Here is a 21896-nt window from a genome sequence, read left to right on the forward strand (position 1 = left end):
CTTCGCGTTTTACTCCACGACCTTATCCGGTTGGATGAGCTCTTCGTAGTAGCTGATATGCTCTCGGGCGTCCTCGATTTCGGGCAGCAGGAAGTTGTAGATGACCTCTATGATCATCGTGGCGCTCATCTTGGAGAATGCGAAGTCACCCGTTGTCAGCAGCGCTTCGTGATTGACGGTATTAAAGGTGTAGTCGGCGAGGCGCGCAAGTGGAGACTTGCTATCGCTGCTGATGACGACAACGGTGGCGCCACAGCCGCGAGCCGCTTTTGCCATGCGATTCAGTCGACGCGACTTGCCGGAGTTCGAGATCAGCACGATGACATCTCCGGGGCGCAGCGTAAGCGCAAAACCAATCGAGGTCTCGCTGATGGTGCTTGCCATACAGCGAAGGCCCAGCTGCGAAAACTTAAACGTCGCGTCGAGCGCGACGGCGTTGGTGTTGCCTACGGCTGCAAACTCGATAGCCCCTGCGTTCTTAAACGCGTGCACGACGGCTGTCAGCGTGTCGTGATCAATGCCATCGATAGTCGCATTGAGTTCGCTGACCTTGGCAGCGAGAATATTCTTGAGGCTCTGCTCCATATTGTCGAGCGAGACCTCGTCGGTGAGGCCTTCATTGCGCTGGCTTTCCAGATCGCGCGCTAGTGAAAACTGGAAACTGCGAAAACTGCCAAAACCCAGTTTGCGGCAGAAGCGCGAAACGGTTGCCTCGGAGGTTGCAGCGGCGCGCGAAAGCTGAGCGGCTGTCAGACGCGGGGCCTCGGATTGGTGCTCTAGGATATAGTCGACAATGCGCTGCTCGGACTCGCTGTACCCCCTGTGCATACTAATAAGGGAGAGTGCGCTCTTGCTGCTATCGGACATGGGATGGCTCCTGCCTGGCATGAAAATCGGACTTGTTTTGTAATGTCGTAATATACGGGCATTTTCGATTACAAGATACACCTTGCCGTTTCAATAGTTGATGGTAAACTTTCATCGACCGTTTACGGTAATGAAAGAACCTTTCACCGGAGAAATGAGCTGTATTGCTTCTCATATAAGCGGTGGGTTGGTATCTTTCAGGTGTGGAAAAACGCGCATGGAAGCGCGTGTAGGGGAGCGCCTGCGGGCGCAGTACTCAAGAAGGAGGGACACATGGCTAAGTTTGACATCATCGCCGCCACCGGTTGCCCGACCGGCATTGCGCACACCTTCATGGCGAAGGAGGCGCTGGAGAAGGCAGCTGCCGAGCGCGGTCTGACCATTAAGGTCGAGACCCATGGCCAGGTCGGTGTCGAGAACGAGCTCACTAAGAGTGAGATCGCTGGTGCCAAGGCCGTCGTCGTCGCAGCCGACAAGGATGTCCAGGCGGAGCGTTTCGCCGGTAAGCCCATGGTTTCTGTTGGTGTTTCCAAGGCCCTGTCCGTCGAGACTGCCGGCAAGCTGATCGACCGCGCCCTCGCCGCCAAGGGCGACGACACGGTTGCCGCTGCCGCCGATGTCGAGGACGAGGTCGAGGAGAAGGAGTCCATCGGCCACGTCATCTACAAGCACCTCATGAACGGCGTCAGCCACATGCTGGTCTTCGTCGTTGCCGGTGGTGTTCTGACCGCCATTTCGTTCCTGTGGGGCATCACGTCCTTTGATTCGACGGCTGCCGACTACAACAGCTTTGCTGCGATGCTCAAGATCATCGGCGGCATCGCCATGAACCTTATGGTTCCGGTGCTTTCCGCCTACATCGCCGAATCCATCGGCAAGCGCCCGGCGCTCGTCCCCGGTTTCGTTGCCGGTATGATTGCCATCCAGGGCCTGCCTGTTAACGCCGAGACCGGCATGATCGACGCCGGTGGCGCCGGCGTGGGCTTCGGCTTCCTGGGCGGCATCGTCGGCGGCTTCCTCGCCGGCTATGTCATCCTGCTGCTCGAGAAGGTTTTCTCTAAAATTCCCGCGAGCCTTAATGGCCTGAAGGCAATCTTCCTGTATCCGCTGTGCTCTACCGCCATCGTCGGCCTGGTCATGCTCGGTATTTCCGGCCCCATGGCTGCCATTAACCAGGGTATGATGGATTTCCTGCAGAGCCTCGGTAACTCCGGTCCGGTGATTCTTGGCCTGGCCATCGGCTGCATGTGCGCCTTTGATATGGGCGGCCCGGTCAACAAGGCTGCTTACGCTACTGGCACCTTCCTGCTCGGTACCGCTCTCGAAGCTGGCGTCGGCACCGAGACCTACAACTTCGGCACCAACTTCATGGCTGCCGTCTCCGCCGCTTGCATCGTTCCGCCGCTGATCACCACCTTCGCCGTCGTTGTCGGCAAGAAGTACTTCAGCCAGGAGGATCATGACGCCGGTATCGTCAACCTCATCCTTGGTTGCACCCACATCACCGAGGGCGCCATTCCGTTCATGACCAAGAACATCTGGCCCGTCATGCCCATCATGATGCTCGGTTCTTCCATCGCTTCCATCTTGACCATCTTCTTCAACGTTCACGATCCGGCGCCTCACGGCGGCTTCCTGGTCCTGCCTGTTGTCGAGAACGGTCCGCTGTGGGTCCTCGCGATCCTCATCGGCGCTGTGGTCGGTGGCATCCTGTTCGTGGCCTTCAAGAAGTACGACTTCGAGAAGAATCAGAAGGCCGCTCCTGTAGCCAAGCCCGTTGAGGCCCCCAAGGCCGCTGCCGTCGAGGCCCCCAAGGCCGAGGCTGCCGACTTCGTGAAGGTCGAGAATGTCTTTGTCGCCGAGGACTTCGCTTCTCGTGACGAGGCTCTGAGCTTCGTTTCCAACCAGGCCGTCAAGGCAGGTATCGCCAGCGACGCCGACGCCGTGATGAACGCCTTCCTGGCTCGCGAGGCCGAGGGCACCACGGGCATGATGGAGGGCTTCGCCATCCCGCATGCCAAGTCCGACGCCATTACCGAGGCTGCCGTCATCGTCGTTAAGGACGAGTCCGGCGTGACCGGTTGGGACACCATGGACGGCGCTCCCGTTAACGTGGCTATCGCCCTGCTCATCCCGGGTGCCCAGGCTGGCACCACGCACCTCAAGATCCTGTCCAAGGTCGCCGAGGCGCTCATGGACGAGGACTTCCGTGCCACCGTCAAGGGTTCCACCGACGCCGCCGAGATCGCCAAGACGATCAACGCCCGCCTGGTCTAATCCCCCAGCCCGCGAATAACATCGCCCCCTGTATATAAGGCGGAGTCCCTCCCCAGGGCCTCCGCCTTTTTTCTATCCCTCCCATAAGTTGCGGTGAAATAGGGACTGTTTAAACGATTCAACTCCAAATGCAGTCCCTATTTCACCGCAACTTACAAAAGGGCATAGAGGGGGCTACCTATCGAGTCTTTGTCGCGAACAGATCATTAGCCAGAATTCCGTTCGCACGATATTGCTCTGGACCGACCGAGTTTCTGCAGCTTGCTCGCCCACAGGGGGCCGGGCGCGGCCAGTGAGATTTATCGCGAGTTCCGCACGAGCCGAAGAGCACTTAATGTGCTCTTCGTGCGAGCAGGACTGTAGAGCAGGAAATCTCACTGGCCGCACCCGGCCCCCTGTGGGCGAGCAAGCGGACGACAAACACATCTGTCCAACAATTCGTCCGAAACATAATGAAAAACCGTTTGATGTGAGTTAATATAAACAACGTCGTGAATCTGACTCCTGCCACATACATGACAGGGGTTAAACACAAAAAAGGAGTCAACTATGGTTTCTGAGAAGGCTACCCTCGTTAATCCTCAGGGTCTGCACATGCGTCCGGCTGGTCTGTTCGCCTCCACCATGGGCAAGTACGCCTGTGACGTGACGGTCGTCACCCCCGAGAAGGAGGTCAACGGCAAGTCCCCGATGGCCCTCATGGCTGCTGGTATCCCCTGCGGCACCGAGGTCGAGGTCAAGTGTGACGGCGCTGACGAGGCCGAGGCTCTGGCTGCTGCCATCGAGCTCATCAAGAGCGGTCTTGGCGAGTAGAACTCAAACGGGTCGCATGTTGAACAACTAAGTTCATATTTGGGGGCGCAGTGACCTGTTGTAAGGTAACTGCGCTCTTTTGTCATGGATATGGCAAAACGCTTTATCACATGACACGGAGAGAGGAATGGGAATGTATCAGGGAGTCAACGCTTCCGAGGGCATCGGTATCGGCACCGTCATGGTCGCCGTCGATCCCGACTTGACGTTTGAGCCGCATGAGGTTGCTGATTCGGCAGCAGAGAAGGAGCGCTATCAGTCCGCTCTTTCGGTCTTCTGCGAGAAGACCCAGGCTCAGGCCGACCACATGAAGGAGACGGTGGGCGAGGCCGAGGCCGAGATCATGAGCGGACATATTGTCCTGGCTCAGGATCCGGGTATGACCGACGCCATCAACGCCGCCATTGACGGCGGTACCTGCGCCGAGCAGGCGCTCATGGACACCTCGACCATGTTCGAGAACATGTTCCTGTCCATGGACGACGAGATGTTCCGTCTGCGCGCGGCCGACATCGCCGACATCCGCACCGGTATTCTGGCCGAGCTGCTGGGCAAGGAGGTCGTCGACCTCTCCGTCCTGCCCGAGAACACCGTCGTTGTCGTGCATGACCTCACGCCGTCCATGACCGCCACGATCGATAAGGCCCACGTTGCCGGTATCGTCACCGAGACCGGTGGCCGCACGTCGCACTCCGCGATCATCGCGCGTGCCCTCGAGATCCCGGCTGTCCTTTCGGTTTCCAACAGCTGCACCGCGCTGCGCAACGGTATGACCGTTGTCGTCGACGGTGGCAAGGGTATCGTTGAGGCCGATCCCGACGAGGAGACGCTCGCTGCCTACACCGCCAAGGCCGAGGCCTTCGCTGCCGAGAAGGCAGCCCTCGAGGCCTTCCGTGGCAAGCCGTCCGTGACTGCCGATGGCATCAAGAAGATCATCGCCTGCAACATCGGTAACCCTGATGACGTGCCCAACGCGCTCGATCACGATGCCGAGGCCATCGGTCTGTTCCGCTCCGAGTTCCTGTTCATGGACTCTGCCGAGCTTCCTTCCGAGGAGGAGCAGTTCAACGCCTACCGTAAGGTCGCCAGCGCGCTCAAGGGTGCTCCGGTCATCATCCGTACGCTCGATGTGGGTGGCGACAAGGAGATTCCGTATCTGCATATGGTCAAGGAAGACAACCCCTTCATGGGCTTCCGCGCCGTGCGTTACTGCCTGGCCAATCCCGACCAGTACAAGGTCCAGCTCCGCGCTCTGCTGCGCGCTAGCGCCTTCGGTGACGTCAAGATCATGATCCCGCTCGTCACCTGCGTCGAGGAGGTCTTGGCTGTCAAGGAGCTCGTCGAGCAGTGCAAGGCCGAGCTGACCGAAGAGGGTCGCAAGTTCAACGAGAACATCGAGGTCGGCATCATGGTCGAGACACCCGCCGCTTCGCTGCTCGCAGACCGTCTTGCCGAGGTTGCCGACTTCTTCTCCATCGGCACCAACGACCTGATCGGCTACACCATGTGCGCCGACCGTGGTAACGACACCATCTCCAACCTGTACCAGGTTTACTATCCCGCCGTGCTCCGCTCGCTCAAGAACATCATCGAGAGCGGCGTGAAGGCCGGCATCATGGTCGGTATGTGCGGCGAGGCCGCTGCCGATCCGCTGCTCGAGCCGCTGCTGATCAGCTGGGGCCTGGAGGAGTTCTCGATGAGCGCTCCGTCGATCCTGCGCGCCCGCAAGACCATCAGCCAGTGGACCAAGGCCGAGTGCGACGAGCTCGCCGAGAAGGCACTCGCCTGCAACACCGCCGCCGAGGTCAAGGCACTGCTCGAGTCCGCAGCTCGCTAATTTGGTATCAGAGGTAACCGCGTGGTTGGAATGGGCCGGCCACGCGGCCCTCACATATACAGGGGGTACTGTAAATGTTCTACACGCTAACCGCTAACCCGGCTGTCGACATGACGGTTTCGAGCTCTCCGCTTGAGCCCGACGAGAACGTCCGCACCGGCTCGGCCAGCTACACGGCTAACGGCAAGGGCCTCGACGTGTCCTTCGCCTTTAAGAAGATGGGCGTCGACACCGTCGCGCTCGGCTTCTTCGCCGGCTTCACGGGCAAGTTCATCGTCGAGGAGGTCATGAACCTGGGTTGCCTCTGCCGCCCGGTCTGGACCGACGGTATCACGCGCATTAACACCTATGTCAACGATGGCCAGCACGAGTACGGCATCCTGAACCCGGGTGCTCCGATCACGCCGCAGCACCAGGAGGAGCTCTACAACATCCTGGACACCGCGGGCGATCTCGAGTGCCTGATCGTTTCCGGCTCCGTGCCTCCCAAAGCTACGCCTGACTTCCTGGCTCAGGTCATGGAGCACGCTCAGGCTCGTGGCGCCGATGTCGTCTTGGACCTGTCCTCCGACAAGCTCAAGGAGCTCGCTCACAAGAAGCCGCTGCTCATCAAGCCGAACCATCACGAGATGAAGGCCATCTTCGGCGTGCCGGTCGACACCGACGACGAGGTCCGCGTTGCCATGAAGATGGCTCACGACGCCGGCGTTCAGAACGTGCTGCTCACCCGTGGTAGCCGCGGCGACGCTTACTTCTCCAACGGCGAGGACATCTGGTACGCCAAGCGTGAGTTCAACATTAAGCTGGTCTCTTCCGTCTGCGCCGGCGACTGCACCCTCGCTGCGTTCCTGCACAAGTGGTACAGGGATCGCGACAACGTCGAGGAGGCCATGAAGCTCGCTATGGCCACCGGCGCCAACGTTGCCGAGTCCGTCGGCATTGGCGACTTTGGTCACGTCGATGAGTACAGCAAGCGCGTTGCCGTCCGCAAGCTCGATCGTCAGTAATCGAATCGAGACATATTCGTGCGCATGCGGCGCCCCGGTTTCGGTCGGGGCGCCTTTTTTGTTCCGCCATGGGGGAGAGGTGTCCTGCCGTACTTCATCGCTTCCACACCGTTCACCGAGTTGTCCTAGCCTTTTACCGATGCGTGGAATATACTTTCATTAACACGTTGTTTCGTGAAAGGAACATCCATGATTTACACGCTCACTGCAAATCCCGCCATTGACTACAACATCGCCTGCGACGGCCTTACTGCCAATACCGTCACGCGTACCCGCAATGCCGTCTACACGCCCAACGGCAAGGGCCTCAACGTCTCGTTTACGCTTGACCACTATGGTGTCGACACCACGATCCTGGGTTTCTTCGCCGGCTTCTCGGGTGAGTTCATCGTCAAGGGCGCCGAGGCCCTGGGCGTGCCCGTCAAGCCCGTGTGGACCGACGGTATTACGCGCGTCAATGTGTTCCTCAACGCCGGTCCCGACACCGAGTACAACATGGTCAATGCCGGTGCCGCCATCAATGAGGCCAACGAGCAGGAGATGTTTGAACTTATCGATTCGCTCGATGACATGACCTGCCTGGTCATCAGCGGCTCGCTGCCTCCCAACACTTCCGAGGGCTTCTTGGCCGAGGTCCTGCGCCGTGTCAAGGCCAAGGGGGCCGAGTTCGTCCTCGACATCTCGAGCCATCAGCTGGCAGACCTCATTGCTCTGGAGCCACTGCTGATCAAGCCCAATGACGACGAGCTGCTTGACATCTTTGGCATCAAGGTGAGCGGTGGCGACGACGAGTCCGTCAAGGGCGCTATGGCCGAGCTGCACGCCAAGGGCGCCAAGAACGTGCTGCTGACCCTTGGTGGCGCCGGTGCATACTTCTCCAACGGCGAGCATATCTGGTTTGCCAACCGCACCTTCGACGTCAAGCTGCTGTCGACGGTGTGCGCCGGCGATTCCTCGCTCGCTGCCTTCCTGTCCGTGTGGCACGACGCCCCCGAGCGCGTCGGGGACGCCCTGCGCCTTTCGATGGCCACTGGCGCCAACGTGGTCGAGTGCCCCGGTCTGGGTGATTTTGCCAAGGTGGACGAATATAAGAAGCACATCGAGGTTCGCCAGGTCTGCTAGTTCCGGCACCTTGTCTGAATAGTTTGATTATTTCGCATCCGTCTTAGACTAGGACGGATGCGTTTTTGTTTATCGGACTTGCGTGTGCAGTGGAGGCTGTTTCTTGCTAGACTTCTTGCAGACGCAATCGATAGCCAATTTGATAGTCGCAGGAGGCCATAGGCATGTGCAATGTTTCGCTCAACGGTACTCAACCGTCCGATGCGTCCCTGTGCGTCCTGCGCGCGCTTGAGGCGGCTGGTCTTGAGGCTTGGTACGTGGGCGGTTGGGTGCGCGACGCCCTGATGGGGTACCCCAGCCACGATGTTGATATGTGCTGTAGCGGCCTGTGGCAGGAGTCCAAAGCGGCGCTCGAGGCCGCCGGCATCGCGGTTGTGGAGTCGGGCATTAAATTTGGCGGAATCACGGCTATTTCCGATGGCGAGCGTATCGAGGTCACCACGTACCGTCTGGATGGCTTTTACACCGATGGTCGCCATCCCCAGAGTGTGGAGCGTGCCGCCTCGCTCGAGGACGATCTGGCGCGCCGCGACTTTACCGTCAATGCCATGGCCTGGCATCCCGAGCGCGGGCTTGTCGACCGCTACGACGGCCAGGGTGACTTGGAGCGCAAGCTGATTCGCGCTGTCGGCGATCCCAAGCGTCGCTTTAACGAGGACGCCCTGCGCATGCTGCGTGCGGTGCGCTTTGCCTGCCGTCTGGACTTTATGATTGAGCCCGAGACCAAGCGTGCGCTTGCCGAGTGCGCGCCGCTGCTCGATGCCGTGGCGCGTGAGCGTGTGGGTATTGAGCTCGAGGGCATTCTTTCGACCGGTCACGGGGGAGACGCCATGTTGCGCTACCCTGAGCTCATCTGCGCCGCTGTGCCCGAGTTGGCAGCGGGTCGCGGGTTTGATCAGCGAAGTGTCTATCATGCGTTTAACGTCTACGAGCATATCGCCCGTGTGCTGACGGTGGCAGGGGAGCTGGCGCTGTGCGACGGCGTCGCGCCATCGTCGAGCCTTATGTGGGCGGCGTTTTTGCACGATGTCTCTAAGCCCGAGTGCTTTACGGTCGATCACGCCGGCAGCGGACACTTCTACGGTCATCCCGAGCTCGGCGCCAAGAAAGCGCGCGTCATTATGGATCGCCTGGCACTCTCGCACGACCTGGTGCGCGACGTTTGCCTGCTCATCAAATATCACGATAAGCCGCTGCGCCCCGAGCGCTCCTGCCTGCTCAATATGATGCGCGCGCTTTCGGGTGAGGGCGTCGACACGGCCCGCCTGATTGACGAGCTCATGGACCTCAAGCGTGCTGACACGCTTGGCAAGGCCCCATCGTGCTTCTATTACGTTGAGACGATTGAGGAGATGCGCGCGATGGCGCACGAGCTGCTGAGGGCGGGGGAGCCCTATACGCTCAAGATGCTCGCCATCAACGGCGGCGACCTGATCCGTGCTGGAGTCAAGCCCGGGCCGGAACTGGGGCAGCTTCTCAACTCCGCCCTCGACGCCGTGATCGAAGACAACATTCCCAACGATCGCGAAGCTCTTTTGGTCCATCTCAACTTGAATTAGCTACCTAGTTTACCTGCGTGTTCCATAACCTGCCGACAATTTTTCGGCAATTTGGAATTTCTTCTTGCGCTGACGTTTTTTGTCCCGTAATATATTACCCTGCAGCACGGCAGTGCAGATGTCATGTGGCCCGTTCGTCTAGCGGTTTAGGACGCCGCCCTCTCAAGGCGGAGATCACCAGTTCGAATCTGGTACGGGCTACCACTTCTTTTCTGCTGAGGCTTATGGCCCGTTCGTCTAGCGGTTTAGGACGCCGCCCTCTCAAGGCGGAGATCACCAGTTCGAATCTGGTACGGGCTACCACGCATCTGATACCCGGACTTCCTATGGAAGGCCGGGTTTTTTATTTTTAAACAACCGTCTGCAATTCCCGTTTGAACCAGAGCTTTGCGTTCTGCCTATGGCCCTTACGGGTACAATATCCAAGATATTTTGACTGTTAGAAGGAGTCTCATGACGGAGTCCTCTCAGCATACGTCTAAGCCCCAGGTCGAGGTTGAGGCCTCGGGCGGAGATGACAATAAGAGCGCACGCCGCGGCGCCATCTTTATCGGCGTCGTGCTGGTAGGTTATATCGTCTATCTGGTGGTAACCGGGCAGATGGGGCAGTTCTGGGCCGCTATGTCGAGCGTCCAGGCGTCATGGCTCATTGTCGCGTGTCTTTGCATGTTCATGTACCTGTTCTTTGGCATTGTGGCCTATGCGATCGCCGTCTGGCTCGATCCCAATTCGCCCGTCGGCATCCGCGACCTGATCTCGGTCGAGGCGAGTGGCATCTTCTTTGGCAACCTGACGCCCATGATGATGGGCTCCACCCCGGCTCAGATCTATCGCCTGACCAAGGCCGGCCAAAACGTGGGCGAGGCCGGCGCCACGCAGTTCACGCGCTTTATCGTGTATCAGTTTGGCCTCGTTGCCTGGGGCGCTATCCTACTGCTTGCTCGCATGCCTTTTTTTGCCGAGCGCTATGGCGACATGACGCTGCTGTGTGTCTTTAGCTTTGGTGGGCACTGCTGCATCTTGCTTGGCATCTTCGCCGTCGCGCTCATGCCTAAGACCGTCACGCGCGTCGCCCATTGCATCATCAATTGGCTCGAGCGCATTGGTGTCTCGGCCACTAAGATCGAGGGTTGGCGCACGTTTGTCGATGGCGAGATCTACTCGTTCTCTGAGAAGTTCAAGCTTTCGGCTGGCCACTTTTCGTCCATGCTGCTCACGGTGGTCATCACCATGCTGCAGCTCGCGTTTTTCTACCTCGTGCCGTATTTCCTGATGCTTGCCTTTGGCCACCATGAGGTCGACTTTTTCTCGGTCATGGCCGCGAGCGCCTTTGTCCAGCTGTTGAGCTCTGCGGTCCCCCTGCCCGGTGGAACTGGTGGCGCTGAGGGCGGCTTTGCATTGTTCTTGGGTCATTTCTTTGGGTCGGCTTCGACCGCCGGCTATCTGCTGTGGCGTCTCATTACGTTTATTGCGCCGACCATTTTGGCTGCGCCCCTGTTGGGACTTAAGAGCGCCCACAACGAGAGCATCCATGCGCGCTGGGATCGCGTGATGCGCAAGCTCGGCCGCACGCCTCAGACGCCCTCTGCGCCCACTAAGCCGCACCCCACTAATGCTGTTACCGTTGATCCCAAGAAGCACGCTCAGAAGGCTTCTGGGACCGCTAAGCCGGCTCATAAGGCCTATGTGCGCCAGACAGGCGATGGTATTCGCGTATCTCCGTCGGCACTCAATAAGAAGAAGCACCCTAAGTCGCAGTAGGGCAGTCGTGCGTTCTTCATGATGCGGGGCATATTTGTACTGTATGGGGGATAATCCTCTTACGTAGATTATCTCTCATCTGTTGATGAATGCTCGCATATCGAAGGGACATGCCCATGGCAACCAGCAAACCGCGTCTTGACCGCCGCATCGTTCGCAGCCGCAATGCCATCCTTTCCGCTTTCGAGCGCCTGCTCATGGAAAAGCCGCTGGCAGACATTACGGTGAGTGCCATCGCGCGCGAGGCCAATGTCGACCGCAAGACCTTTTACGTTCACTTTGGCACGGTTGACGGCCTGCTCGATGCCATTGCCGTCGATGTGGTGGAGATGATTGTCGACTCGGTCGAGAAAACGCTTGCTTCCATGGACGGCGACACCAACGAGCGCGCCCTGGGCGCGGCGGCGACCTTCTTTAAAACCGTTAACGAGGCACTGTGCAACAACTTGGTGCTCAATCGTCAGCTGATCGAGAACATTCCGCTCGATGATTTTATGGCTCGTCTTCGTGCGCCGCTCGAGCACGAGATTGCCGAACGCGATCTGCTGCCCCAAGGTCTCAAGGACGAGATGTTCGACTACTATCTGGCGTTTTTGCTGTCGGGTATTATCGGTATCTATCGCACGTGGGCGCTGTCTGACGGTTCGGTTCCTATCGAGCGCGTCTCTGGGGTCGCCAACGATCTGACTCTCAACGGTCTGTCGAGTCTGGAATCTCGCTTCGAATAGCATCGATAATTCAACAACTTATAGAAGTTGCGGTGGAATAGGGATTGTTTTGGTTATTGGAAGGCCGTTCTGGTCCCTATTTCACCGCAACTTAGTAAAACTGTTTTGATGGTAAGGCGGAGCAGCCTCGAAGATGAGCCTCGAGACTGCTCCGCTTCATTTCTGAGCGTTTGTCGTGTAGGGCAGCATTAATCGCCGTTTTTGAGTATGCGGCCCTGTTTTTCGAACTTGTGCATGTCGCTATCGGCCATGCCCTGCGACTTGTCCTCGTGACGCTTGGCGTATAACGGATCGTCGGAGTCGTTCCAGATGCGGTCGGCGACAGGTGACCATGCCTCGGCGGCAGCCTGGGTCTTTTCGCGCAGCTGCTCGGGTGACTCCTTCTCGATTAGGTCGGTGCTCATTGCGCCACTCTCGGCGACCAGTTTGGGCAGCACGTCGGGATTCTCGAGCATGGGGCATGGTTTGAGGTAGTTGTCGTTAAACGGCATGTTCTCGTAGTACTTCATAAAGAGGGGAGAGCGCAGCGCGTCGAGTAAACTCACATCGTGGATGTTGGCGTTTGAGTAGTGGATGAACACGCACGGCTCCACGTCTCCGGCGGCGTTGATGTGCAGGTAGCGGCGGCCGCCGGCGATACATCCGCCTACAAACTCGCCGTCGTTTTGGAAGTCGAGCGTAAACAGCGGCTTCTTCTCACGCATTTCGCGGATAAAGTGATACATGTGCTCGCGCTGCTCGGGCGTGGGCATGAGCTCGGGGGTTGCATTGCGGCCAACCGGCATAAAGTGGAAGTACCAGCAGAAGAGTGCTCCCTCGCCGATCATCCAGTCCATGTTCTCCTCGGTAGCAACCGTATCGGCATTGGCGCTGGTCCAACAGGTGGAGATACCAAACGGCAAGTCGCGCTCGCGCAGGAGTTTCATGGCGTGCTCGATCTTTGCGTAGGTACCCTCGCCGCGACGGGCGTCGGTGGTGTGCTCATTGCCCTCGGCGCTGATGGCGGGGACAAAATTACCTACGCGAATCATATCGTCGCAGAAGGCCTCGTCGATCAGCGTGGAGTTGGTAAAGCAGAGAAACACGCAGTCCTGATGTTTTTCGCAAATTCTGATCAGGTCGTGCTTGCGGACGAGCGGCTCGCCGCCGGTATAGATGTAGATATGCGTACCGAGCCCTTTGCCCTGCGTAACGATAGAGTCGATGTCTTCGAACGAGAGATTCTGCTTGTAGCCGTACTCGGCGGCCCAGCAGCCCGTACAATGCAGGTTGCAGGCGCTCGTGGGATCGAGCAGGATGGCCCACGGAACGTTGCACTGGTACTTTTCGCGGTTCTTTTCCTGCTCTGGCCAAGCTAGCAGGTTGGCGTCGACAATGAGGGTCTTAAGCAGTTTGGTTCGCATCTGGGGATTAAGGCTGAACACACGCATGATCAGGTCATACCAATTGCCGCGGCTCTTGATGACATTGGTGAATGCCTCTCGCTGTACAGGAAATACGCGATTGGGGACCAGCTTGTTCACGAGGTCCATGATTTTGTCGATGTTTTCTTGCGGGTTGTCGTCGAGATAATCGATGAGCTTGTTGAGCGCTGCACGCTCTGCTGACCGTGTAAGCGACATGGGTATATCCTTTCACGTGTGCTTAATGTGTGATAATACCCACTTGTGGATTAAACGAAGTCTAAAGATTTGTAGTGTGTCTATTCAACGAATCAATTTAATTTGGGGTGAAGCGTTATACGCCGACACCTTCTAAGTTGCGGTGAAATAGTGTCAGATGGGGATGCGGACGATTTCTTGGACCGCGCCTAGGCGTATCCATTGGAATCCTCCGATGCGCCTTCGCACGCTTGCATGACCTCGATACCATGCGATCGTGCGAACTCGACGAGCTCTGCGTTGCGGGCGTTTATGGTGCCGAAGGCGGCGGGGCACACGATAAGGCGCGCGCAGTGGACGAGGAGCTCTTTGGCGCGGGCTATGGTTTTATCCCCGATCGGCTCGAAGGCGCGCTCGGCCACGCATTCCGTCGCCAGGTCGCGCGCGAGCTCGCAGTCGATGTCCCCTTCGTGCAGAATGCCCGCGTAGAACGCCTTGCCCTGCCGGATGAGCTGGCGAAACACAGCTGACCCCGTACCTGCGCCGGCGATGACGAACGTGTGCGCATCGCCGTGTGGGCGCCCAATTTCCACGCTGCCGAAGCGCTCGTTGAAGGTGCCATGTTGAAGGCCGTAGAGCTCGCCAATCGTCTCGCGCGTGAATATGTCCTCGGGTGCGCCGGCGCGGAAGACCCGGCCGTCCTTCACGCAAATCACCTTGTCGGCGCTTTTCTGCGCGAGCTCGAGTTCGTGGATGGACATGATGACAGCAACATTCCGCGATTTCGCAAGGTGGCGAAGTATTCGCAGCAGGTCGATCTGGTAGCGGATATCGAGATACGACGTGGGCTCATCGAGCACGAGCACACGCGGATCCTGCGCGATGGCGCGTGCGAGCATGACGCGCTGGCGTTGCCCGTCGCTTATCTGCATGAAGTCGCGCTCGGCGAGCCCTTCCACATGTGCGGTTTTCATGGCCTCGTCGACCCGACTATGGTCATCGGGCGTGAGTGTGCCCATTCGCCCGGTGTAGGGATGCCTTCCCGCCTCTACGATATCGCGGCAGGTGAGGAGCTCGGTCCGGGGGCGATCTGTCAGCATAACGGCAAGGTTCCTTGCGAACTCCGCCGTCTTCCATCGGGAAATCTCTCGCCCGTCGAGCTCGACCGTGCCGGCATGCGGTGCCAGATGGCGTGTGATTGTTTTCAAGATGGTCGACTTGCCCGAGCCGTTCGGCCCGATGAGCGCCACGACGTCGCCCGCGCGAACCTCCAGATCGACGCCTTCGACTACGACCTTCTTGTCGTAACCCGCCGACAGGTCGCTTATGCGGAAAAGCGGCGCTCCGTCAGCCTGCGTTTCGACCGGGGTTTCGAGGTTCGACTCCCCTCCGAGCGTTTTGGGCTGCGGCTCGAATTTCCCCATCTACCTCACCCGCTTCTTCAACATGAGTGCGATAACCACCGGCGCGCCGAAGATGGCGGTGACGGCGCTGATGGAAAGCTCGACGGGGGAGAACAGCGTGCGTGCGATCAAATCGCAGCCCGCGCAGAAGATGGCGCCTCCCAAGAAGCACGCAGGAATCACGCGGATGGGCTTCGACGACTTCAGCGCCGACTTAACGAGATGCGGAACCGCGATGCCTACGAACGACACCGGACCAGCGAACGCGGTCACGCAGGCGGAGAGCATGCTTGCTAGAAGGACGAGCACCACGCGGAAGCGTGCGACGTTCACGCCGACGCTTTTTGCGTAGGCTTCTCCCAGCTGGAAGGCGGAAAGGGGCTTCGATATCGCGAATACGCATGCGCTCACGGTGATCACCACGACCGCGATGACCGCGACGTCGTCCCAGCTCGAACCCGAGAAGCTACCCAAAGACCAGTTGTGCAGGTTCACGATGGACTGGTCGTCGGCGAAGGCGATGAGGAAGTTCGTCGCCGCCGAGCAGATGTATCCCACCATGACGCCCGCCACGATGAGCATGGCCATGGAACTTATGCGCCGTGCGATGAGGAGCACGAAGCCGATGGTGATAAGCGATCCCAGAAACGCTGCGGCCACCATGACCGGCGAGGACATGGCCTGGTTCGCGCCCAGAAGCACGATCATCGTAAGCGCGACGACGAACTTTGCGCCCGAGGAGACGCCCAAGATGAACGGGTCGGCGATGGGGTTGTTGAAAAACGTCTGCAGCAGGAACCCGGAGAGCGAAAGTGCCCCGCCGAGAAGTATGGCTGAAAGCACGCGCGGCAGGCGAATCTCCCAGATGACCTGGCTTTCCATGGAATTGGCCGCGCCGCCCGAAAGGATGTCGGGGATGTGGTCTGCGGGCACGAGCACGCTCCCGATGCACAGGTTGGCCCCGACGAGCACGATGAGGGCAACAGCGAGCAGCGCCGTCACGACGCGACACCGCGCGGCGCGCCCCGATTCGTCGTATGCCATGGTAAGCCGGCTTCTCATGGCGCTAGCCGAGCTTCCTCAGATAATGGAAGTCACTCGTGTCATCGCCGGTGAACGCCCCGTGCAGCTCGTCGATAATGTCGGCGGTAGAAGTCATCTGCTGGTACATGTCGGCGCTTGTGACCCAGACGTTGCCGTTCTTCACGGCTTTGAACTGCGACAATAGCGCGTTTTTGCTTACGAAGTCGCTCAAGGTGGCAACCGATTCGTCGATGGTGCCGTTGTAGACGATGATGTCGGCATCCTTCGCCGTCGCATAGAAGCGCTCCATTTCGAGCGTTACTGACGAACCTGACGTCGACGCCGTCTGTGCGTCATCGAGCGCGTAGCTGCCGCCTGCGAGCTCGATCATCTGCGCCACGTAGTCGCCCCTCCGCCGCGTGACGGCGGCCCCGTTCGAGTTAATGTAGAAATACGCCACGGTTTTACCTGACGACGCGAGCCCCGACGTTTGCTCGACGCGGGCCTTCTGCTCGTTGAACAGGTGCGCGGCCTCCTCTTCCTTGTCGAACAGGACGCCGAAAAGCTTAATCCACTCGACGCGTCCGAGTGCTTCGGGCTCGCTCGACGACTGTTCGGTGAGCACGACGAGCCCGAGCTTCTGCAGCTTTTCCTTCACATCGGGCGTGTGGTTGATCATGGTGTTCTCGATGGCGAGCGTGCAGCCCGAGGCCGATATTCGCTCGTAGTCGGGCGCGCTGTACTTGCCGCCGTAGGCGATCGCCCCACTTTCGAGCGCGCTTTTGAAGCCCGCGACCGAGCAATCGTCGGCCTTCGTGCCCGACATTAAGATATTGTCGTTCGCATCGAGCGCGTCGACCAGGCACATCGTCGCCGACGACACGAGGTACACCTTGTCGGCGGGGCGTCTTATGACCGCGATGTCGGAGCTCAACCCGTCAGGTACCTTCGCATCTTGCGGCACCACGAGGAAGCGCTCCCCGTTCGAAACGCAGATAAGCCGCAAGCCGCCTTCGAACTCGTCGACAGTGAAGTGCTTGGCGTATTCAAGCTGAAGCGCCCCCGTCGGCTCCCAGCCGCAGCCCAAATCAGCGTTGTGGAAGTCGGCCGCGGCGCTTGAAGCCGTTCCCGCAGGGGAGCCGCCGCTTGCATCGTCGCCCGATTTCTCCTTCATGGTGGATGAGTCGAAGTGGAGCGTGTAGTCGATGGTGTGCGGCGTCGACATGGCGACGGTCTCGGCCGACACGGCGATGTCCTCGTCGAGCGTGACGGGTATCTCGAACGTGGAGTTGCCGCCGTCGTTTACGGGCGCGTAGTCCACGCCGTCGACGGTCATCTTGTCGTAGTTCGAACTCGACCAGGTGATGGTCGCGGTGTAGGTGTCGCCATCCTTCACAATTGTGGTGGGCGAGGCGATGCTTGCGCGCCCTGACCCGCCGGAAAGCGAGACGCTCACAGTGTATTCCTGAGAGCCCGCCGTGGCACCGGTCACGTTCGGGCTCGCACTGCACCCCGCGAAGGGAAGCGCGAGCAGGGCGACGAGAACGCAGGCGATCGCGCGCGCCGCGATGCTGCGGCGCTTCCTGTTTTCCCCCTTGGGAAGAATCGACCGCATGGCGTTACTTCAGTGCGTCGGCGCGCAGATCGACGCCGGCGGATTCGAATACGAGCGTGCGGTCGTACCACCGCTCCCTTTTAATGCTCCACGCGGCGCAGGCGGTGTCCTCGTCGAGCGCATCAACGGGCACGTCGTAGGTGTACTTGCCTTCCGCGTTTTCCACATAGGGGATGAAGTCGGCCTCGCTCGCGGCGGCAGCCTCGTCGCCCGTGCCCATGAAGAGCTTGCCGTAGCCCGTGCCGGAAAGTGTCATCACGCAGTGCATGGAGCCGTTTTCCACGATGAGCTGGGCATCCACAATCCTGAACATGTTCGAGCTGGAATCTACGGTGATCGGATAGGTGCCGTCGGCCACCTTGTCGGCGGTGATGGGGGCAGCGCTTGCGCCCTCGGGCGCATCGGCCGCCTGTTCGGTCTTTTCCTGGGAATCGGCATCGCTTGCCTTTGCGCTGTCGATTGAATTTCCGCCGCAGCCGGCGAGCGAGAACGCGAAAAGCGCCGCCGACAGGGCGAAGGCGAGGGTTTTCTTCAACATGGAGGGGGTTCCTTTCAATCGCTTCGACCGCCCGCGCCGTGCGGTGGGCGGGCGGGATGCGAATGCAACGGGCATGCGCCGTCAGTCGGGGAAGGCGCATGCCCGTTGCACGGGGACGCGACCGGCGCCCCCGTGCGCGGCGAGTTTACAGCTTGGCGATGGCGTCGTCCACGTGCGCGACGTAGATGTCGTCGACCGCGACGTTCTGTCCCAGACCCTGGAGCAGGCACGTCACTTCGAAGCCGGCAGCCACGAACTTCGCAGCCCAGCTGTCGGGGTCGGTCTCGTCTGCCATGTCGTTGTTCGCGTGGTCGCCCGCGACCACCATGAACGGCGCGAGCACGGCCTTCTTGTAGCCTGCGGCGCTCGCGGCGGCGATAACATCCTCGCAGGTCGGTTCAGCCTCGACGGTGCCGACGAAGAACTGCGTCAAGCCCTCGTTCTTAAACACTTCCTGCATCTTGGCATAGTCGGCGTTGGAATCGGCTTCGGTGCCGTGGCCCATGAGGCACAGCGCCGTCTTGCCGTCGTCGAAGGACGCCATGTTCTCCTTAATGGCTGCGGCCACCTTCTTGTAGTCGTCGTCGGAGGTGAGCAGCGGGTCGCCGAGCGAGATTTTGTCGAACTTGTCGGCGTACTTGTCGAGCTCGTCTTTCACGTCGGTGTATTCCAGGCCACCCATGAGATGCGTCGGCTGCACGACGATTTCCTTTACGCCGTCTTCCACGCAGCGGTCGAGCGCCTCGGTCATGTTGTCGATCGTGATGCCGTCGCGCTTCTTCAGCTTGTCGATGATGATCTGCGCGGTGAAGGCGCGGCGGATGTCGTAGTCCTGCCAGTACTTCTCGCGGATAGCGTCTTCGATGGCGCCGATGGTGATGTGGCGCGAGTCGTTGTAGCTCGTGCCGAAGCTCGTGACGAGGATGACCGGCTTCACGGCCTTCTCCTTTTCACTCGATTTCTCGGAACTCGCGGAGGTGTTGGAGCAGCCCGCGAGCGCGACTCCGGCGAGCGCGAAGGCTCCGGTTGCTGCGGCGCCCATGAAGCCGCGGCGTGACATCTGGTCGGACATGGTTTTTCCTTTCCTCGGTTTGCCGGTCCCCCGGCGACAGTTGCTTGTCGGCACAAGCGAAAGAAAAGCGCACCCCTCGGGGTTCACAAGGAGCTAACGCCACGGCGATGCCGTGAGGAAAAGGCGAAGCAGTCTGGCTTGGGGCGCGAGGTGGTTCGCCCGCGCGTCCTATACAGTAATGTCCCTTGCCCAGGATTCCCACCTGGTTCCCTCCGCAAGCCAGCGCGGGCTGTGCGGGCGCCGCGCCGGTCATTTCCTTTTATCCGATTGTCATATGCTCGTTGCCGAATCTTTTACTATGATAGTGGGCACTTGTGAACGTGTCAAAGCCAGGGCGGGCGGCATTGCGCCTCCTGCCTGCGTATTTGCGCCGATTGCCGCCGCAGGCGCCGTGTTTTGCCCGCTGCGCGAATGGCGGGGTAAACGGTTGCGATGAGAAACGGGAAGGGAAGGCTCGGATGATTCATATCGTTGGCGCAGGCTCGGGCGCCGCCGACCTTATCACGCTGCGCGGGGCGCGCCTTCTGCGCGCAGCCGACGTGGTCGTTTGGGCGGGAAGCCTTGTGAACCCCGAGCTGCTCGCTGAGTGCAAGGAATCCAGCATCGTCTACGACAGCGCGCACATGACCTTGGAGGAAGTGCTCGACGTGATGTGCGCGGCAGATGCGCGGGGCGAGGAAGTGGTGCGTCTGCACACGGGCGACCCGTGCCTGTACGGCGCCATCCAGGAGCAGATGGACGCGCTCGACGCGTGCGGCGTGGACTACGAGGTGGTGCCCGGCGTGTCGAGCTTTTGCGGTGCCGCGGCGGCGCTTCGCCAGGAATACACGCTGCCGGGAATCAGCCAGTCGGTTGTGATCACGCGGCTTTCCGGACGTACCCCCATGCCCGCGGGCGAGGGCATGCGCACCATGGCGGAAAGTGGCTCGACTATGGTCATCTTCCTGAGCTCGGGTATGCTCGCCGAGCTTTCCGCCGAGCTTTTGGCCGCGGGCCGCAGCTCCGACGAGCCGGCCGCGCTCGTGTACAAGGCGACCTGGCCTGAGGAGCGCGTGGTGCGATGCACAGTGGGCACGCTCGCCGATGCGGGCGCGCGAGAGGGCATCGACCGCACGGCGCTTGTGGTGGTGGGCCGCGTGCTCGGAGCTCGCGGCGGGTTTTCGCACAACGGCGCGCAAGCGGAGTCGTACGAGCGCAGCAAGCTTTACGACCCTTCGTTTGCCACGGGCTATCGGAAGGCGAGCAGCTAGCGTGGCCTTCGAGCACTACATATATACCGGGACGACCCGCCTGCGCTGTGGCTACACCACGGGGAGCTGCGCCGCGCTCGCGGCGAAGGCGGCCTGCGAGATGCTCTTGTCACGAAAGCCCGTCGGCCTCGTGTCGATCGTCACCCCCGGCGGGCTGCCCGTCGAGGCGAACGTGGTCGACGCATGCATCGGCGAGGGGTGTGCCCAGTGCGCCGTGCGTAAGGACGCAGGCGACGATGCCGATGTGACCGACGGCGTGCTCGTGTACGCGCGCGTGGAACATTCGGGGTCGGGCACGGGTGCTGCGGACAGCAAGGACGTGCCCGCGCACGAATCGGAAGTTTCCGTCGATGGCGGCGTGGGCGTGGGGCGCGTGACGTTGCCCGGGCTCGAGCAGCCGGTGGGGGCGGCCGCCATCAACGCGACGCCGCGCGCGATGATCACTTCGGCGGTGCGCGAGGTGTGCGCCGCGCACGGCTTTTCTGGAAATATTGCTGTGACGATTTCGGTACCCGAGGGCGTTTCCCTTGCCGAAAAGACCTTCAACCCGCACCTGGGGATAGAGGGCGGCATCTCCATCCTGGGCACGACGGGCATCGTCGAGCCTCGCAGTCTCGCTGCCTTGCGCGACAGCATCGAGCTCGAGATCCGGCAGCATGCGGCTATGGGGCGGCGCGGAGTCGTGCTCACGCCCGGCAACTACGGCGGGCAGTTCATCTCGGGGCATTTCCACCTAAACGGTGCGCCGGTGGTCTTCATCTCCAACTTTGTGGGCGATGCGATTGATTGCTGCGTTCGCGAGGGATTCACCAATGTCCTTCTTGTGGGACACATCGGCAAGTTGGTGAAGGTCGCGGGCGGCATCATGGACACCCATTCGCGTACCGCCGACTGCCGCGCGGAGATTCTGGCCGCCCACGCGGCCATGGCCGGCGCGGGCGCGAAGACCGTGCGCGAGATCATGACGTCCGTCACGACCACGGCGGCGCTCGAGGTAATCGAGGCCGCCGGCGTGGGGGACGCTGCGCGCGCCTCGCTCGCTGCGGCAATCGAGGACAGGTTGCTCCGGCGCGCGGCGGGCGCATGCGACATCGCCGCGGTCGTGTTCGACGCGGAGCGCCGTGAGCTTTTCCGCACGTCGGGCGCCGATGCAGTTATCGGGGAATTGGGGGCGACGTATGAGTAAAGGCGTGCTGTATGGGGTGGGCCGCGCAATCGGCTGGCCGGGGACGAAGGTGGTCATGAAGGCGCGCCGCTCGCTTGCGGACACGAAGCGCATCCTTTGCGAGGAGGGCGCCTTCGACGGCACCGAGCTCGTTGAGGACTGTGGGCTTCCGGGTGAGCGCGTGTACCGCTCGCTCGACGATGTGCCCGATCGGGGCAGCTACTTCTCGACGATGGTGGTGCGCTAGATGAGGGTTTC

At 60.4% G+C, this 21896-nt stretch carries 18 protein-coding genes and 2 tRNA genes; 13 read left to right on the forward strand and 7 right to left on the reverse strand.

Features of this window, described 5'->3' with window-relative positions:
• Positions 1–9: 9 nt before the first annotated feature.
• The gene (locus AAA069_RS07255; protein ID WP_349127966.1) at positions 10–867 is read right to left on the reverse strand and encodes a MurR/RpiR family transcriptional regulator; all 858 of its coding nucleotides are present in this window, start codon (positions 865–867) and stop codon (positions 10–12) included.
• Positions 868–1140: 273 nt separating this feature from the next.
• On the opposite strand from AAA069_RS07255, the gene AAA069_RS07260 reads away from it, so the two are divergent.
• The 10 genes from AAA069_RS07260 (at position 1141) to AAA069_RS07305 (ending at position 11971) form a co-directional block, all read left to right on the forward strand.
• Positions 1141–3144, forward strand: a complete 2004-nt coding sequence (locus AAA069_RS07260; RefSeq protein WP_349127967.1) for a fructose-specific PTS transporter subunit EIIC — start codon at positions 1141–1143, stop codon at positions 3142–3144.
• Positions 3145–3693: 549 nt separating this feature from the next.
• Complete coding sequence (locus tag AAA069_RS07265; RefSeq protein ID WP_022094575.1) at positions 3694–3957, forward strand: HPr family phosphocarrier protein; 264 nt, start codon at positions 3694–3696, stop codon at positions 3955–3957.
• 133 nt (positions 3958–4090) lie between these two features.
• Positions 4091–5794 (forward strand): phosphoenolpyruvate--protein phosphotransferase, encoded by a 1704-nt coding sequence (gene ptsP, locus AAA069_RS07270; protein WP_035138206.1) that lies wholly within the window; start codon positions 4091–4093, stop codon positions 5792–5794.
• A gap of 74 nt (positions 5795–5868) precedes the next feature.
• The gene (locus AAA069_RS07275; RefSeq protein WP_006233969.1) at positions 5869–6801 is read left to right on the forward strand and encodes a 1-phosphofructokinase family hexose kinase; all 933 of its coding nucleotides are present in this window, start codon (positions 5869–5871) and stop codon (positions 6799–6801) included.
• Positions 6802–6990: 189 nt separating this feature from the next.
• Positions 6991–7923 carry a 1-phosphofructokinase gene (locus tag AAA069_RS07280; protein WP_138112436.1) on the forward strand — a complete coding sequence of 311 codons (933 nt, stop codon included), beginning with the start codon at positions 6991–6993 and terminating at the stop codon, positions 7921–7923.
• Positions 7924–8087: 164 nt separating this feature from the next.
• Positions 8088–9482, forward strand: coding sequence for an HD domain-containing protein (locus tag AAA069_RS07285; RefSeq protein ID WP_138112438.1), 1395 nt, complete (start codon positions 8088–8090; stop codon positions 9480–9482).
• Between the two features lie 127 nt (positions 9483–9609).
• Positions 9610–9686: transfer RNA gene (locus AAA069_RS07290), tRNA-Glu, on the forward strand.
• Between the two features lie 22 nt (positions 9687–9708).
• A tRNA-Glu gene (locus AAA069_RS07295) sits at positions 9709–9785 on the forward strand.
• 150 nt (positions 9786–9935) lie between these two features.
• Positions 9936–11243 (forward strand): lysylphosphatidylglycerol synthase transmembrane domain-containing protein, encoded by a 1308-nt coding sequence (locus AAA069_RS07300; protein WP_138112440.1) that lies wholly within the window; start codon positions 9936–9938, stop codon positions 11241–11243.
• Between the two features lie 116 nt (positions 11244–11359).
• Entirely contained in the window at positions 11360–11971 is a 612-nt protein-coding gene (locus AAA069_RS07305) for a TetR/AcrR family transcriptional regulator (protein ID WP_175406030.1), read from the forward strand.
• A gap of 188 nt (positions 11972–12159) precedes the next feature.
• On the opposite strand, the gene AAA069_RS07310 is transcribed toward AAA069_RS07305, so the two are convergent.
• The 6 genes from AAA069_RS07310 to AAA069_RS07335 form a co-directional block, all read right to left on the reverse strand.
• Positions 12160–13593, reverse strand: a complete 1434-nt coding sequence (locus AAA069_RS07310; RefSeq protein WP_349074244.1) for a radical SAM protein — start codon at positions 13591–13593, stop codon at positions 12160–12162.
• A 188-nt stretch (positions 13594–13781) separates the two neighbouring features.
• Positions 13782–14996 carry an ABC transporter ATP-binding protein gene (locus AAA069_RS07315; protein ID WP_349127968.1) on the reverse strand — a complete coding sequence of 405 codons (1215 nt, stop codon included), beginning with the start codon at positions 14994–14996 and terminating at the stop codon, positions 13782–13784.
• Positions 14997–16019: an iron ABC transporter permease gene (locus AAA069_RS07320; protein WP_195503389.1), complete on the reverse strand. Its 1023-nt coding sequence runs from the start codon at positions 16017–16019 to the stop codon at positions 14997–14999. It lies immediately after the preceding gene.
• Positions 16020–16041: 22 nt separating this feature from the next.
• On the reverse strand, positions 16042–17613 hold the full coding sequence (locus AAA069_RS07325) for an ABC transporter substrate-binding protein (RefSeq protein ID WP_349127969.1): 1572 nt from the start codon (positions 17611–17613) through the stop codon (positions 16042–16044).
• 4 nt (positions 17614–17617) lie between these two features.
• Positions 17618–18151 (reverse strand): hypothetical protein, encoded by a 534-nt coding sequence (locus tag AAA069_RS07330; protein WP_195363984.1) that lies wholly within the window; start codon positions 18149–18151, stop codon positions 17618–17620.
• Positions 18152–18296: 145 nt separating this feature from the next.
• Positions 18297–19223 carry a sirohydrochlorin cobaltochelatase gene (locus AAA069_RS07335; RefSeq protein WP_055286465.1) on the reverse strand — a complete coding sequence of 309 codons (927 nt, stop codon included), beginning with the start codon at positions 19221–19223 and terminating at the stop codon, positions 18297–18299.
• A 458-nt stretch (positions 19224–19681) separates the two neighbouring features.
• Between AAA069_RS07335 and cobM the strand changes: the two genes are divergently transcribed.
• Genes cobM through AAA069_RS07350 form a run of 3 tightly spaced genes read left to right on the forward strand, consistent with a single transcriptional unit; the run spans position 19682 to position 21885 of the window.
• Positions 19682–20473 (forward strand): precorrin-4 C(11)-methyltransferase, encoded by a 792-nt coding sequence (gene cobM, locus AAA069_RS07340; RefSeq protein WP_349127970.1) that lies wholly within the window; start codon positions 19682–19684, stop codon positions 20471–20473.
• Position 20474: 1 nt separating this feature from the next.
• On the forward strand, positions 20475–21659 hold the full coding sequence (gene cbiD / locus AAA069_RS07345; RefSeq protein WP_349128001.1) for a cobalt-precorrin-5B (C(1))-methyltransferase CbiD: 1185 nt from the start codon (positions 20475–20477) through the stop codon (positions 21657–21659).
• The gene (locus tag AAA069_RS07350; RefSeq protein WP_195363986.1) at positions 21652–21885 is read left to right on the forward strand and encodes a hypothetical protein; all 234 of its coding nucleotides are present in this window, start codon (positions 21652–21654) and stop codon (positions 21883–21885) included. Before cbiD ends, AAA069_RS07350 begins: the two co-directional genes overlap by 8 nt.
• Positions 21886–21896 lie beyond the last annotated feature (11 nt).

It is taken from the genome of Collinsella sp. CLA-SR-H006 (assembly GCF_040097075.1).
In the GTDB taxonomy this organism is placed as follows: domain Bacteria; phylum Actinomycetota; class Coriobacteriia; order Coriobacteriales; family Coriobacteriaceae; genus Collinsella.